At 68.3% G+C, this 13,976-nt stretch carries 14 protein-coding genes; 11 read left to right on the top strand and 3 right to left on the bottom strand.

All coding sequences use genetic code 11. The features are described 5' to 3' along the window. Nucleotides 1-138 precede the first annotated feature (138 nt). Entirely contained in the window at nt 139-1,110 is a 972-nt protein-coding gene (locus HSX14_RS11940; protein ID WP_173178396.1) for a magnesium and cobalt transport protein CorA, read from the top strand. Between the two features lie 64 nt (nt 1,111-1,174). Here the strand turns inward: HSX14_RS11940 and HSX14_RS11935 are convergent, their stop codons facing one another. Beyond that, nucleotides 1,175-1,897: an amidotransferase gene (locus HSX14_RS11935; protein WP_173178395.1), complete on the bottom strand. Its 723-nt coding sequence runs from the start codon at nt 1,895-1,897 to the stop codon at nt 1,175-1,177. 334 nt (nt 1,898-2,231) lie between these two features. Here HSX14_RS11935 and HSX14_RS11930 point away from each other — a divergent pair, with 334 nt between their 5' ends. The 10 genes from HSX14_RS11930 to HSX14_RS11885 all read left to right on the top strand — a co-directional run bounded on the left by HSX14_RS11930 (nt 2,232) and on the right by HSX14_RS11885 (nt 10,468). Continuing rightward, nucleotides 2,232-2,456, top strand: coding sequence for a hypothetical protein (locus tag HSX14_RS11930; protein ID WP_173178394.1), 225 nt, complete (start codon nt 2,232-2,234; stop codon nt 2,454-2,456). A gap of 15 nt (nt 2,457-2,471) precedes the next feature. Beyond that, on the top strand, nt 2,472-2,732 hold the full coding sequence (locus HSX14_RS11925; protein ID WP_111264131.1) for a hypothetical protein: 261 nt from the start codon (nt 2,472-2,474) through the stop codon (nt 2,730-2,732). 66 nt (nt 2,733-2,798) lie between these two features. After that, nucleotides 2,799-3,170, top strand: a complete 372-nt coding sequence (locus HSX14_RS11920) for a glutathione S-transferase N-terminal domain-containing protein (protein ID WP_173178393.1) — start codon at nt 2,799-2,801, stop codon at nt 3,168-3,170. A gap of 115 nt (nt 3,171-3,285) precedes the next feature. Next, complete coding sequence (locus HSX14_RS11915) at nt 3,286-3,633, top strand: hypothetical protein (RefSeq protein ID WP_175384250.1); 348 nt, start codon at nt 3,286-3,288, stop codon at nt 3,631-3,633. Between the two features lie 490 nt (nt 3,634-4,123). Then, nucleotides 4,124-5,395: an amino acid deaminase gene (locus HSX14_RS11910; RefSeq protein WP_173178391.1), complete on the top strand. Its 1,272-nt coding sequence runs from the start codon at nt 4,124-4,126 to the stop codon at nt 5,393-5,395. A gap of 82 nt (nt 5,396-5,477) precedes the next feature. After that, nucleotides 5,478-6,830: a GntT/GntP/DsdX family permease gene (locus HSX14_RS11905; RefSeq protein WP_173178390.1), complete on the top strand. Its 1,353-nt coding sequence runs from the start codon at nt 5,478-5,480 to the stop codon at nt 6,828-6,830. Then, nucleotides 6,830-7,687: a MurR/RpiR family transcriptional regulator gene (locus HSX14_RS11900; RefSeq protein ID WP_173178389.1), complete on the top strand. Its 858-nt coding sequence runs from the start codon at nt 6,830-6,832 to the stop codon at nt 7,685-7,687. The genes HSX14_RS11905 and HSX14_RS11900 overlap by 1 nt, the downstream gene beginning before the upstream one ends. 3 nt (nt 7,688-7,690) lie before the next feature. Continuing rightward, a complete protein-coding gene (locus tag HSX14_RS11895; protein WP_173178388.1) occupies nt 7,691-9,145 on the top strand; it encodes an N-acyl-D-amino-acid deacylase family protein in 1,455 nt (484 codons plus the stop codon). Nucleotides 9,146-9,156: 11 nt separating this feature from the next. Further along, nucleotides 9,157-9,549 (top strand): RidA family protein, encoded by a 393-nt coding sequence (locus tag HSX14_RS11890; RefSeq protein WP_197970220.1) that lies wholly within the window; start codon nt 9,157-9,159, stop codon nt 9,547-9,549. 4 nt (nt 9,550-9,553) lie between these two features. After that, nucleotides 9,554-10,468 carry a sugar kinase gene (locus tag HSX14_RS11885; RefSeq protein ID WP_173178387.1) on the top strand — a complete coding sequence of 305 codons (915 nt, stop codon included), beginning with the start codon at nt 9,554-9,556 and terminating at the stop codon, nt 10,466-10,468. 57 nt (nt 10,469-10,525) lie between these two features. Here the strand turns inward: HSX14_RS11885 and HSX14_RS11880 are convergent, their stop codons facing one another. After that, complete coding sequence (locus HSX14_RS11880; RefSeq protein WP_173178386.1) at nt 10,526-12,670, bottom strand: 3-hydroxyacyl-CoA dehydrogenase NAD-binding domain-containing protein; 2,145 nt, start codon at nt 12,668-12,670, stop codon at nt 10,526-10,528. A gap of 15 nt (nt 12,671-12,685) precedes the next feature. Next, nucleotides 12,686-13,891, bottom strand: coding sequence for an acetyl-CoA C-acetyltransferase (locus tag HSX14_RS11875; protein ID WP_173178385.1), 1,206 nt, complete (start codon nt 13,889-13,891; stop codon nt 12,686-12,688). Nucleotides 13,892-13,976: the final 85 nt, after the last annotated feature.

Below are 13,976 nucleotides of genomic sequence, written 5' to 3'. Positions count from 1 at the left end.
GGTCCGCACCATTACCCAGCCGGTAATTCGGCAGAAGTGCCCGCCTTTGTGGAAGAACTCCCCGCAGCCGTCGACACTCTCAGGCAGGGGCGGGTTAAGCTCACCGCCGCTCACCCGCCGAACAAGGAAAAACAACGCATGGGCCATGTGGTAGCCGCCGCCGTCTACGCCAAGGGCAAGAAGATCACCGACATCAGCCTCGACCAGGGCAAGGAGTGGGCGAAGAAGCCGGGCCACTTCGTCTGGATCGGCCTGCATGACCCGGGCGCCGAAGAGCTGACCAACCTGCAGCGCCAGTTCGACCTGCACGAACTGGCCCTCGAAGACGCCCTGGTGCGCCACACCCGGCCGAAACTCGAGACCTTCGGCGACGCGCTGTTTCTGGTGCTCTACTCGCCGGTGCGCACCGACGCCGGCCTGACCTTCGTCGAAACCCAGCTGTTCGCCGGCACCGGCTACGTGATCAGCGCCCGCTACGGCGAATCGGCGCCCTACTCCCAGGTCCGCCAGCGCTGCGAAGCGCGCCCGCTGCTGCTGGAACACGGCGAGGACTTCGTGCTCTACGCGCTGCTGGCCTTCGTCATCGAGAACTACCGCCCCCTGATGGACAGCTACCACGGCGAGCTGGAGGCCCTGGAGCAACTGGTGCTCGACCGGCCCCTGAGCCAGGCCGACGTCGAACACATCCAGGGCGTGCGCCGCGACCTGCTGCGCCTGCGCCGCTACATCGGCCCGCTGGCGGAGATCTGCCAGGAGCTGCAACGCCTGGACTTCCCCTTCATCGACAAGAACATGCGGCCCTACTTCCGCGACATCGCCATCCACGTCAACCGCCTGCTGGAAGACCTCACCGCGCTGCGCGAGATGGCCGACCACGCCATCGAGATCGGCCTGCTGCTGGAGTCCTCGCGCCAGAGCGTGGTGCAGCGCAAGTTCGCCGCCTGGGCGGCCATCCTCGCCTTCCCCACCGCCGTGGCCGGCATCTACGGGATGAACTTCCAGAACATGCCGGAACTGACCTGGCACTACGGCTACTTCGGCGTGCTCGGCTTCATCGCCGTCGGCTGTACCGGGCTGTTCGCCAGCTTCAAGCGCTCGGGCTGGCTCTAGCCACCCCGCCGCGCCCCAATGAAAAAGCCCGCCATCAGGCGGGCTTTTTCATGCCGCGAAACGATCAGGCCGCGTCGCGCCCCTGGGCGACGAAGCGCATCATCCACTCCGCCACCGTGGCGCCCTGGTGCTGCTTGTCCAGGCTGGCGACGCCCTTGCCGTAGATCTCCTCGCCGAGGAACTGCTGGCGGATGTCCAGCAGCGCGCGCGAGTAGTCGTGGATGAATTCCGGGTGCCCCTGGAAGCACAGCACCTGGTCGCCGATGGCGTAGGCGGCGTTCGGGCAGAAGTCGCTGGAGGCGATCAGGGTCGCGTTCTCCGGCAGCTGGGTGACCTGGTCCTGGTGGCTGATCAGCAGGGTCAGCTGGTCCAGCGCCGGGCTCATCCAGGCCGGCTGTTCGGCGATGCGGTAGGCGTGGGTGCCGACCCCCCAGCCCTGGGTCGCACGCTCGGTGCGGCCGCCCAGCAGCAGCGCCAGGAGCTGGTGGCCGAAGCACACGCCCAGCAGCTTGTCACCGTTCTCGAAGCGCTCCAGCAGGTAGGTGCGCAGGGTCTGGATCCACGGATCGTCGCCGAACGAATCGGCCTTGCTGCCGGTGACCAGGTAGGCGTCGAAGCGCTCCCCGGCCGGCGGGTAGTTGCCCTCCACCACGTTGTAGACGCTGAACTGGGCCTCGATCGGCTGCTTGGCGAACAGCTGCTCGAACATCTTCCCGTAGCCCTGGTACTGGTCGATCAGTTCGGGACGGAGGATGTCGGTTTCCAGGATGCAGATACGTAACGGCATGAAGGACTTCCTGAAGCGATGAGAGGGAGACGCGCAAAGTGTGCGATTTATTTAACACAGGCGCCCTCATAATGAAATAGCGCCTACAGCGAAGCGCCATAGAGGCCGACTAACAGTGGGATAGAGAATCCCTGCGCAGCCCTTTGATCCAGCGGTCCTGCCGCCTATTTCCTTGCTCATCAAGCACTTGCGTGGCACGTCAATAAAATTTTACGTGTGAGCCGAAACCCATTGGTTTCATCGATAGTTGAAATGCCTGATATCCGTTTTTCTATCGAATCCGTTTTCGCGAAGCTGTGCCCACTCCACCAAGCAGCAGCAGCGGGAACGCACCATGAGCAACCTCACCCTCAAATACGCACGCAACGGCGCCCTGGCTTCGCTCGGGCTCTACACCATCGCCATCTCCCTACTGCTGGTGGTGAGCTTCAGCTACGAGAAGGCCCGCGTCGGCGTCAGCTCGGTGGACGGCTCCATGGGCTTCTACCAGCAGCTCAGCCAGAGCGTGCCGGCGATGCTGATGAGCCGGAAGGCGGTCAGCGGACGGCAGAGCGGCTGAAGGAGCGACAGCGCCATGAAGGCACAACGCAAACGATTGCTCCTGCTCGCCGGCCTGGCGCTGATGACCAATGGCTTTTCGCTGATGGGCTATGGGCATGGCTCGGTGGGCGGCGTGGCCAAGAACATCGAGGCCCGCCACGAACTCGACCGCCAGTTGGCCAATGAAGTGGCCCTGAAGGGCGAACTCGGCAGCCCGCCGATCCGCCGGCAGTTCCAGCTGCCCACCGCCTTCGTCATGGAGTCGCTCACCTGCTGCCGCGACCGGTTGGCGTGAAAGCCGGTCGCCGCGCCGCGCATCGGGTAGACTGCCGGCCCGTTTTCCGCAGCAAGGTTCCCGACAGTGTTCATCAAGGCATTACGCATCGGCCTGGGTCAGTTGATCCTCTTCATCGACTTCATCACCCGCCCGCGCAAACTGCGCCGCAGCGCCGAGGCGCAGGCCCGGGTCGAGGAAGAAACCGCCAGCCTCGCGCTCTATCAGTTCCACGCCTGCCCCTTCTGCGTGAAGACCCGCCGCACCCTGCACCGCCTCGACCTGCCCATCCAGTTGCGCGACGCCAAGAACGACGAAGCCCATCGCGCGGCCCTGCTGGCCGGCGGCGGCAAGATCAAGGTGCCCTGCCTGCGCATCGACGAAAACGGTGAAAGCCGCTGGCTGTACGAGTCCAACGACATCATCCGCTACCTCGAAAGCCGCTTCGCCCAGGCCTGACCCTCAGTTACCGCCGCCCGCTCCCCCGGCACCACCCGCCGCCCCACCCGCTGCACCCGACCCCGTGGTCGAACGGCCCTGGCCGGTGGTCGGCGCGCCGGGCGCGGCGGTGGATGTGCCCTGCCCCGACGTCGATGCACCCGGTCGCGCCGTGGAGCTGCCCGGCACGGCGGTGGAGGTACCCGGCAATGCCGTCGAACCGCCTTGCCCCGTCGTGGGGTTGCCGGGGGCGTTGGTCGGCACGCCCTGCCCGGTAGTGGGCGTCCCGGGGGCCGTGGTCGGCGTACCCGGCCCCGTGGTCGGCGCACCGGGCGCGGTGGTGGGATTCCCCGTGGTGGTGGTCGGCGACCCCACCGAACTCCCGGAACCGGCCCCTGGCGTCGCCGCCGAAGACGGCACGCCGGAATTGTTCAGCGCCGGCTGCTCGCCCTTGCGCTCGGCCTCCATGTTGGCGCCGATCTGATCGCGTTCCTGCTCCAGGGTCAGGTCTTCGTCATCGGCCAGCACCGCCGTGGAAACGGCCCCGACCAACAGCAGCAACGGAAGATTCAGCCGTCTCATAGCAACCTCCAGGTTCATTCGGCATGACCCAGGGTTGACCTCGCCCGGTGCCCGTGTGTTCAGGCCAAAAATGCCGGGCAGGTGGTCGACACCCCCTGCGCGCCGGCCACCGTCATGGCGCCAGGCAACTCAGGAGTCGGCAACGGTCCTCGGGCCAGGCACCCTTTTCCCGTGCAGGTGCCGTACGCGGCTGCCATCCCCCCACGAAAGCCGACCCCACCGGGTCGGAAAGACCGAAAGCCATGCGAGGAATCGTGGCGAGGCCAGCCATGCCGCCGGCTGGCCGGCGTACACGGGCCCATGGAGGCACGGCGCAGGCCCGTTCTCGGCCACATGGCCAAGACCGTGAAGGGGGTGATACTTGTTTTCAACGGACCCGGGAGGAACACCTGATGGCTGAAAACAAGTTTCAACGACGACTGCTCGACCCCAACGGCAAGGGCCTCGGCCACGCCCCGGATGGAGCCCTGGTGGAGCGCGTGGGGGAATACGGCTGGGACATCCTCGCCGACGAAGTCAGCCTGCCGGTCGCCGTGCTGCGCCAGAGCCGCATCGAACACAACCTCGCCTGGATGAGCCGGTTCATCCAGGCCTATGGCGTGCAACTGGCGCCGCACGGCAAGACCACCATGAGCCCGGCGCTGTTCCACCGGCAGCTGGAACACGGCGCCTGGGGCATCACCCTGGCCACCGCTCCCCAGGTACGGGCCGCACGCAACCACGGCGTGCGCCGCGTGCTGATGGCCAACCAGCTGGTGGGCAAGGCCAACATGGCGATCATCTCGCGCCTGCTCCGCGACCCGGGCTTCAGCTTCTGTTGCCTGGTGGAATCCGCTGCCAACGTCGAGGCACTGGGGCGCTATTTCGGCGACGCCGGCCAGCGCCTGCGGGTGCTGCTGGAGTTCGGTGCGCAGGGTGGGCGCACCGGCGTTCGGGATGCCGCCCAGGAAGCCGAAGTGCTGGCCGCCATCGCGCGCTGGCCCCAGGCGATCAGCCTGGTGGGCTGCGAGGTCTACGAAGGCGTGCTGCAGGAGGAGCATCAGGTCCGCCAGCTGCTCGGCCATGTGCTGGAACGCACCCGCCGACTGGCCAGCGAAGGCCGCTTCGGCGAACCCGAGGTGATTCTCTCCGGTGCCGGTTCCGCCTGGTTCGACGTGGTAGCGGAGACCTTCGGCGGCCAGGACATCGGCAGGCCGCTGCAGGTGGTGCTGCGCCCGGGCTGCTACCTGACGCATGACGAAGGCATCTACCGCGAGGCGGGCCGGCGCATCCACGCCGGCAACGCCGTGGCCAGGGAAATGGGCAGCAGCCTGCTCCCGGCGCTGCAGCTCTGGGCCCACGTGCAGGCCCTGCCCGAACGGGGCCTGGCGATCGTGGGCCTGGGCAAGCGCGACGCCGCGTTCGATGCGGGCATGCCCCTGCCGGCGCTGCACCACCGCCCTGGCGAAGGGGCCCGGCCAACGGTCGCGCCCGCGGCCTGGAGGCTCACGCGGATGATGGACCAGCACGCCTTCATGGAAACACCCCCCGACGCCGACCTGCAGGTGGGCGACCTGCTGGCCTTCGATATCTCCCACCCCTGCCTGACCTTCGACAAATGGCGCCAGTTGCTGCTGGTGGATGACGACTACCGCGTCCGGGGCGCCGTGGAAACCTTCTTCTAGCCCAACTCCCCTTTCCCATGACGAGCCGACCCCGCCCCCTGCGAGCGGGACGGTCGGCCTTTGCCTCGACGAGGAGGACACGATGCCCGCCACTGCCGGCAGTCACCTGCTGATCCATGCCCTGATCGCCATCATCGCCCTGGTGCTGCTGATCGCGCGTTACCGTCTCAACCCCTTCATCGTCATCACCCTGGTCTCCATGGGGCTCGCCCTCTCCGCCGGGATGCCGCCCCAGGAGATCATGACCGCCTACGAGGCCGGGGTAGGCCGGACGCTCGGCCACATCGCGCTGGTGGTCGCCCTGGGCACCATGCTCGGCAAGATGATGGCCGAGTCCGGGGGTGCGGAACGCATCGCGCAGACCCTGATCGCCCGTTTCGGCGAACGCAATGCGCATTGGGCCATGGCGGCCATCGCCTTCCTGTGCGGCCTGCCGCTGTTCTTCGAGGTGGGCTTCGTGCTGCTGGTGCCCATCGCCTTCACGGTGGCCCGCCAGGTCGGCGTGTCGATCCTGATGACCGGCCTGCCCATGGTGGCCGGGCTGTCGGTGGTCCACGGGCTGGTTCCACCCCACCCCGCCGCCATGCTGGCGGTGGGCGAATACTCCGCGCAGGTGGGCAGGACCGTGCTCTACGCCATCCTGGTGGGCGTGCCCACCGCCGCGATCGCCGGCCCGCTCTTCACCCGGCTGGTGGCACCGCGCATCCAGCTGCCCGCCCACAACCCCATCGGCGAACAACTGCTCCGCTCCGAGGGCTCATCCGCTTCGCTGCCGAGCTTCGGCATCACCCTCGGCACCATCCTGCTGCCGGTGGCGCTGATGCTGCTCGGAGGCTGGGCCGATGCGCTGAGCACCCGGGGCAGCGGGCTCAACCAGGTTCTCTCGTTCATCGGCAACTCGGTGGTCGCCCTGCTGATCGCCACCCTCTTCAGCTTCTGGAGCCTGGGTCTGGCGCGAGGCTTCAACCGTGACGCGATCCTGAAGTTCAGCACCGAATGCCTGGCCCCCACCGCCGCCATCACCCTGCTGGTGGGGGCCGGTGGCGGCCTCAATCGCATCCTCATGGAGACCGGCATCACCACCGAGATCGTCGCCCTGTCGTCGCGCTTCGAGTTGTCGCCCCTGCTGCTGGGGTGGCTGGTCGCCGCGCTCATGCGCATCGCCACCGGCTCGGCCACCGTCGCCATGACCACCGCCGCCGGCATCGTCGCGCCCATCGCCCTGGCCGGCGGCTATCCCCATCCGGAGCTGCTGGTGCTGAGCACGGGCGCGGGCTCGCTGATCCTCTCCCACGTCAACGATGGCGGCTTCTGGCTGATCAAGGAGTACTTCAACCTGTCCGTGCTCCAGACCCTGCAGACCTGGACGGTCCTGGAAACGCTGATCTCGCTGGTCGCCCTGCTGCTCACCGGCGGCCTGGCGCTGATCCTCTGATGGACATCCTGTACCTCATCCGCAGCCGCCGGGAAACACTGGGCGGCAACGCGGCACGCATCGCCGAAGCGGTGCTGGACGACGTCGCCTTCGCCGCAGCGGCCAGCATCGACCAATTGGCCAGCAAGGCCGGCGTGAGCAAGGCGGCGATGTCGCGCTTCGCGAGGCTGATGGATTGCGACGACCTGCGCGACCTGCGCCTGAAGCTGGCCCGCGCGTCCCGGGTCGGGCATCGCTTCCTGGGGGGAGCACCGACGCCGGTCTCGCCCTTCCACGGGCAGATCCTGGCGGACATCGAAACCAGCCTGCGTCGCCACCTCGACGGGCTCGACGAGGCACGCCTGGAAGCCGCCGTCGACCTGCTGGCCGGCGCGCGACGCCTCCACGCCTTCGGCATGGGCGGCTGCTCCACGCTGTTCTCGATGGAGGTGCAGTACCGCCTGGTACGGCTGGGCTATCCGGTCTCCAGCTATCACGACCCGGTGCTGATGCGCATGGTCGCCTCGACCTGCAGGGAGGGCGACGTGCTCATCGTCCTCTCCCTCACCGGCGCGCTCCCGGGCATGCCGGACATCCTGCGCCTGGCGCGAGCCTATGGCGCCCGGATCCTCGCCCTTACCCGGGCCGACGGGCCGCTGGCCCCGCTGGCGGACGTGGTGCTCGGGCTGCACCTCGATGAAACCGACTTCATCCACAAACCGACGGCTGCCCGCTACGGGATGCTGCTGGTCATCGACCTCCTCGCCACGGAGCTCGCCTTGCGCAATGTCGATGCCAGCCAGGAACTCCTGCGCCGGGTGAAGCTGGCGCTGGACGAATACCGCCAGGACGGCGACCGACTACCACTGGGGGACTGAAGCATGACGCACTACGACACGCTGATCCGCGGCGCGCGGATCATGGATGGCAGCGGCACGGAGGAATTCGTCGCCGATGTCGGGCTCGACCAGGGGCGCATCGTCCACATCGGCGAGGCCGCCCGCGGCAGCACGGCCAACCGGGTGTTCGACGCCGAGGGGCTGGTCCTGGCCCCGGGTTTCATCGACGCGCACACCCACGACGACATGGCGGTGATCCGCCACCCGGCCATGCTGCCCAAGCTGAGCCAGGGCGTAACCACGGTGATCGTCGGCAACTGCGGTATCAGCGCCGCCCCCGTCAGGCTGGCCGGCGCCCTGCCGGACCCGATGAACCTGCTGGGGCCGTCCGAGGCGTTCCGTTATCCGCGCTTCGCCGACTATCGCCAGGCGCTCGAGCAGGCCTGCCCGGCCGTCAACGTCGCCGCCCTGGTGGGGCACACCGCCCTGCGCAACAACCAGCTGGACCGCCTCGAGCGCAGCGCCACACAGGCCGAGATCCGCGCCATGCGCATCGAGCTGGCCGAAAGCCTGGCCGAAGGCGCCATCGGCCTGAGCAGCGGGCTGGCCTACGCATCGGCCCGCGCCGCGGACATCGAGGAAGTGCGCGGGCTGGCCGAAGAACTGGCCCATCACGGCGGCCTGTATGCCACGCACCTGCGCGATGAGTTCGACGGCATTCTCGAGGCACTCGACGAGGCCTTCGCCATCGGCCGCCACGCCGACAGCCCGGTGGTGGTGTCCCACCTCAAGTGCGCGGGCGCCGGCAACTGGGGACGCAGCGCCGAGGTGCTCGCCCACCTGGACGCCGCCAGCGCAGGGCAGCCCCTGGGCTGGGACTGCTACCCCTATGCGGCCAGCGCCTCGACCCTCGACCTCGGCCAGGTCACCGACGCCTACGACATCCTGATCACCTGGTCGGAGCCCCATCCCCACATGGCGCGCCGCACCCTCGCCGATATCGCCGCCACCTGGGACCTGCCCCTGCTGGAGGCGGCGCGACGCCTGCAACCCGCCGGTGCGGTGTATCACTGCATGAGCGAGGCGGACGTGCAGCGCATCCTCGCGCACCCGCTGACCATGATCGGCTCGGACGGCCTGCCGGAAGACCCGCACCCCCACCCACGGCTCTGGGGGACGTTCCCCCGGGTGCTCGGCCACTACGCCCAGGACATCGGCCTGTTCAGCCTCGAGGAAGCGGTGCGCAAGATGACCTCGCTGCCTGCCGGGCGCTTCGGGCTGGACCGGCGCGGGCTGATCCGCACCGGCCACTGGGCCGACCTGGTGCTCTTCGATCCGCTGAGCCTTTCGGACGTCGCCAGCTTCGAAGACCCGCAATGCCCCGCGACCGGCATTCACGCCGTGTGGGTCAACGGCACCCTGGCCCATCGCCCCGGTGAAGCCTGCCCGCAGAGGGCCGGCCGCTTCCTCGCCCGCAACACATCCGAACGGACCTGAAGGAGCTCCCCATGACCTCATTGAAACGCTACGCCCGGGCCACCGGCAGCGCCGCCCAGCCCATGCCATTCGCCCGCGCCGTACAGGCCGACGGCTGGCTCCATGTATCCGGCCAGACGCCGCTTCTGGACGGGGTGATGGTGGACGGCGGCATCGTCCCCCAGGCGCGCCAGTGCCTGCGCAACCTGGTGGCGATACTCGAGGAGGCCGGCTACGGGCCCGAGCACGTGGTGCGCTGCGGTGTCTGGCTGGACGACCCACGGGACTTCGCCGCCTTCAACGCCGTGTTCCTGGAGTTCTTCGGCGAACACCCGCCAGCGCGGGCCTGCGTGGTCTCCAGCATGGTGATCGACTGCCGCGTCGAGGTGGACTGCATCGCCTACCGCACGCCCGGGCGGAGGTGAGCGCATGCGCATCGCCTGCCTTGGAGAATGCATGGTGGAACTCGCCGCCACCCCGCTCAGGCGCGGCTTCGGCGGCGACACCCTGAACACCGCGCTCTACCTCGCCCGCCTCCTGGCGGGAACGCCCCACCGGGTCGAGTACCTCAGCGCCCTCGGTGACGCCCCCCTGAGCGAGCAGATGCTCCACGCCTGGGCAGAGGAAGGCATCGATACCCGTCGGGTGGCGCGGCTCCCGGGCCACCGTCCGGGCCTGTACCTGGTGGAGGTCGATGCGCTGGGCGAGCGCCGCTTCCATTACTGGCGCGGGGAAAGCGCCGCGCGCCGCTGGTTCGCCGGCGCGATCGCGCTGGAGGACTGGCTCGCCCGGCCACGCCTCGACATGCTCTACCTGTCCGGCATCAGCCTCGCGCTGTTTCCGCCACCACGGCGCGAGGCGCTGCTGGCTGCACTGGCCGACTTCAGGGCCGAGGGCGGCCGGATCGGCTTCGACAGCAACTACCGGGCGGAACTCTGGAGCGTCGAAGAGGCCCGCCCCGTGCACCAGCGGATGCTGTCCCTGACGGACATCGCCCTGCTGACCCTGGATGACGAATGCCGACTGCACGGCCCCCATGAGGCACGGGCCGCGGCGGATCGGGCACTCCAGCTGGGGTGTGCGGAGGTGGTGATCAAGCGCGGCGCCGCCGCCTGCCTGGTCGCGACCGCCGATCAGCGCATCGAGGTGCCCGCTCTGCCCGTCCCGCGCGTGGTGGACAGTTGCGCGGCGGGCGACGCCTTTGCGGCCGGCTACCTGGCCGGGCGCACCCTGCGGCGATCGCCCGCCGTATCCGCCGAGGACGGGCACCGCCTTGCCGCTGCCGTGATCGGGCATCCAGGCGCGATCATCCCGCGCTGCGCCATGCCCACAGCCTTCGCCTGAATCCCAGGAACGACAAAGCCGGCGCGAGGCCGGCTTTGTCATGACACCATCAGAGGATCAGAACCCCTCCCCCTTGGCCGCCTTCTCCAGCAGCAGCGCCGGCGGCTCGAAGCGTTCGCCGTACTGCTCGGCCAGGTAGCGGGCACGGGCGACGAAGTCCTGCACGCCGTACTGGTTGATGAACTGCAGGGCGCCACCGCTCCAGGCGGCGAAGCCGATGCCGAAGATCGAACCGATGTTGGCGTCGGCGGTGGACAGCAGCACGCCCTCCTCCACGCAGCGCACGGTCTCGATGGCCTGGATGAAGAGGATGCGGTCACGCACGTCTTGCGCCGGGATCTGCCGGTCGGCCTTCTCGAAGCGTGCCTTCAGCTCCGGCCACAGGTGCTTCTTGCCGCCTGCCGGGTACTCGTAGAAGCCGCCGCCCGCCGCTTTGCCGGGGCGCTTGTACTCGTTGACCATCAGGTCGATCACGGCGAAGGCCGGGTGCTGCGGCATCGCCTTGCCTTCGGCCTTGAGGTCGGCGGCGGTCTGGTTGCGGATGTGGGTCATCAGGCTCATGGAGACCTCGTCGGAGATCGCCAGCGGGCCCACCGGCATGCCGGCCTGGCGGGTCTCGTTCTCGATCATCGCCGCCGACACGCCCTCGCCGAGCATGGCGATGCCTTCGTTGGTGAAGGTGCCGAACACCCGCGAGGTGAAGAAGCCACGGCTGTCGTTGACCACGATGGGGGTCTTCTTGATCTGCAGCACGTAGTCGAAGCCACGGGCCAGGGTCTCGTCCGAGGTCTTCTCGCCACGGATGATCTCCACCAGCGGCATCTTGTCGACCGGGCTGAAGAAGTGCAGGCCGATGAACTTCTCCGGCTTGGCGACAGCGGTGGCCAGCCCGGTGATGGGCAGCGTGGAGGTGTTGGAGGCGATCACCGCATCGGCCAGGGCAGCCGCCTCGGCGGCGGCGGTGACCTTGCCCTTCAGCTCGCGGTTCTCGAACACGGCCTCGATGATCAGGTCGCAGCCGTCGAAGTCGGCGTCATCCACGGTCGGCTTGATGCGGGCGAGGAAGGCGTCGCGCTTCTCCGCGCTCATGTGGCCACGGGCGACCTTCTTGTCCAGCAGGCCCGCGGAGTAGGCCTTGCCCTTCTCGGCGGCCTCGATGGAGACGTCCTTGAGCACCACCTCGATGCCGGCGGCGGCGGAGACGTAGGCGATGCCCGCGCCCATCATGCCGGCGCCGAGCACGCCGACCTTCTTCGTTTCATAGCGGGCCGGGCCCTTGGGCCGGGAGCTGCCGGCGTTGATCTCGTTCAGCTGGAACCAGAAGGTGCCGATCATGTTCTTCGCCACCTGGCCGGTGGTCAGCTCGGTGAAGTAGCGCGCCTCGATCAACTGGGCGGTGTCGAAGTCCACCTGGGCGCCTTCGACGGCGGCGCACATGATCTTCTCCGGCGCCGGGAAGCAGCCTTTGGTCTTGTCGCGCAGCACGCTCGGGGCGATGGCCAGCATCTGCGCCACGGCCGGGGTCGACGGGGTGCCGCCGGGGATCTTGTAGCCCTTCACGTCCCAGGGCTGCACGGTCGTGGGGTTGGCGGCGATGAAGGCGCGGGCCTTGGCCAGCAGCTCGTCGCGGTCCTTGGCGATGTCGTGGATCAGGCCGGCCTTGAGGGCCTGGTCCGGGCGCACCTTCTTGCCTTCGGCGAGGTACGGCAGCGCCTTCTCGATACCCAGCAGGCGCACCATGCGCACCACGCCGCCGCCACCGGGCAGCAGGCCCAGGGTGACTTCCGGCAGGCCGAGCTGGACGTGGCTCTCGTCAAGGGCGATGCGGTGGTGGCAGGCCAGGCAGATTTCCCAGCCGCCGCCCAGGGCCGCGCCGTTGATGGCGGCGACCACGGGCTTGCCGAGGCTTTCCAGGCGGCGCAGCTGGCCCTTGATCTTGAGGATCATCTGGTAGAAGCCGTTGGCGTCGGCCTGGGTGACCTTGATCAGTTCGTTGAGGTCGCCGCCGGCGAAGAAGGTCTTCTTGGCGGAGGTGACGATGACCCCGGCGATGGAATCCTTCTCGGCTTCCAGGCGGTCCACGGTGGCGCCCATGGCCTCGCGGTACACCGCGTTCATGGTGTTGGCGCTCTGGCCGGGCATGTCGATGGTCAGGACGACGATATTGTCCTGGCCTTTTTCGTAACGGATGGCGTCAGTCATTTTTGTTCTCCGGCCTCAAACGCGCTCGATGATCGTTGCGATACCCATGCCGCCGCCGACACACAAGGTGGCGAGGCCGTAACGCAGATTGCGCTTCTCCAGCTCGTCGAGCAGGGTGCCGAGGATGGCGCAACCGGTGGCGCCCAGGGGGTGGCCCATGGCGATGGAACCGCCGTTGACGTTGACCTTCTCCTCCGGCACGCCCATGTCCTTCATGAACTTCATCACCACCGAGGCGAAGGCTTCGTTGACCTCGAACAGGTCGATGTCCGCCACCGACAGCCCGGCCTTGGCCAGGGCCTTGCGGGTGGCCGGCGCCGGGCCGGTGAGCATGATGGTCGGGTCGGTGCTGGTCACCGCCGTGGCGACGATGCGTGCGCGGGGCTTGAGGCCCAGTTCCTTGCCCTTGGCTGCGGAGCCGATGAGCATGGCGGCGGCGCCGTCGACGATGCCGGAGCTGTTGCCCGGGGTGTGCACGTGGTGGATGCGCTCGACGTGGCTGTACTTGCGCAGCGCGGTGGCGTCGAAGCCCATCTGGCCCATCATCTCGAAGCTCGGCTTGAGCGCGCCGAGGCCTTCGAGGGTGGACTCGCCCCGGATGAACTCGTCGTGGTCCAGCAGCACGATGCCGTTCTGGTCGGTGACCGGCACCAGGGATTTCTTGAACGAGCCGTCGGCGCTGGCGCGGGCGGCCTTCTGCTGGGAGCGCAGGGCGAAGGCGTCCACGTCCTGGCGGCTGAAGCCTTCCAGGGTGGCGATCAGGTCGGCACCGATGCCCTGGGGCACGAAGCTGGTGTGCAGGTTGGTTTCCGGGTCCATCGCCCAGGCGCCACCGTCGGAGCCCATGGGGATGCGCGACATGGATTCCACGCCGCCGGCCACCACCAGGTCCTCGAAGCCGGAGCGCACCTTCATCGCGGCGAGGTTGACGGCCTCCAGGCCCGACGCGCAGAAGCGGTTGATCTGCTGGCCCGAGACGGTCTCGTCCCAGTCGGCCACCAGCGCGGCGGTCTTGGCGATGTCGGCGCCCTGGTCGCCCACCGGGGTCACGCAACCGAGCACGATATCGTCGACCTGGCTGGTATCCAGCGAGTTGCGCGCCTCCAGGGCCCTAAGCAGCCCGGCGATCAGGTTGACCGGCTTGACGCTGTGCAGCGCCCCGTCCTTCTTGCCCTTGCCGCGGGGCGTGCGCACCGCGTCGTAGATATATGCTTCGGTCATGGCGTTCTCTCTTGTCGTTAGGCAGACGGGCCGGCCAGGGGCCAACCGCTGTGGGGCTTACCTTAGCGGCACGCGGGCCGCACTC

The sequence above is a fragment of the Pseudomonas tohonis genome (genome assembly GCF_012767755.2).
Taxonomy (GTDB): domain Bacteria; phylum Pseudomonadota; class Gammaproteobacteria; order Pseudomonadales; family Pseudomonadaceae; genus Metapseudomonas; species Metapseudomonas tohonis.
The sequence above is the reverse complement of the archived record's forward strand: the minus strand, read 5'-3'. Positions and strand labels throughout refer to the sequence as shown.

Excerpts from the sequence above, each read along its gene's own strand:
- HSX14_RS11940 (WP_173178396.1), top strand. The coding sequence starts at position 139 with ATGGGCCATGTGGTAGCCGCCGCCGTCTACGCCAAGGGCAAGAAGATC.
- HSX14_RS11935 (WP_173178395.1), bottom strand. The coding sequence starts at position 1,897 with ATGCCGTTACGTATCTGCATCCTGGAAACCGACATCCTCCGTCCCGAA.
- HSX14_RS11930 (WP_173178394.1), top strand. The coding sequence starts at position 2,232 with ATGAGCAACCTCACCCTCAAATACGCACGCAACGGCGCCCTGGCTTCG.
- HSX14_RS11925 (WP_111264131.1), top strand. The coding sequence starts at position 2,472 with ATGAAGGCACAACGCAAACGATTGCTCCTGCTCGCCGGCCTGGCGCTG.
- HSX14_RS11910 (WP_173178391.1), top strand. The coding sequence starts at position 4,124 with ATGGCTGAAAACAAGTTTCAACGACGACTGCTCGACCCCAACGGCAAG.
- HSX14_RS11905 (WP_173178390.1), top strand. The coding sequence starts at position 5,478 with ATGCCCGCCACTGCCGGCAGTCACCTGCTGATCCATGCCCTGATCGCC.
- HSX14_RS11900 (WP_173178389.1), top strand. The coding sequence starts at position 6,830 with ATGGACATCCTGTACCTCATCCGCAGCCGCCGGGAAACACTGGGCGGC.
- HSX14_RS11895 (WP_173178388.1), top strand. The coding sequence starts at position 7,691 with ATGACGCACTACGACACGCTGATCCGCGGCGCGCGGATCATGGATGGC.
- HSX14_RS11890 (WP_197970220.1), top strand. The coding sequence starts at position 9,157 with ATGACCTCATTGAAACGCTACGCCCGGGCCACCGGCAGCGCCGCCCAG.
- HSX14_RS11885 (WP_173178387.1), top strand. The coding sequence starts at position 9,554 with ATGCGCATCGCCTGCCTTGGAGAATGCATGGTGGAACTCGCCGCCACC.
- HSX14_RS11880 (WP_173178386.1), bottom strand. The coding sequence starts at position 12,670 with ATGACTGACGCCATCCGTTACGAAAAAGGCCAGGACAATATCGTCGTC.
- HSX14_RS11875 (WP_173178385.1), bottom strand. The coding sequence starts at position 13,891 with ATGACCGAAGCATATATCTACGACGCGGTGCGCACGCCCCGCGGCAAG.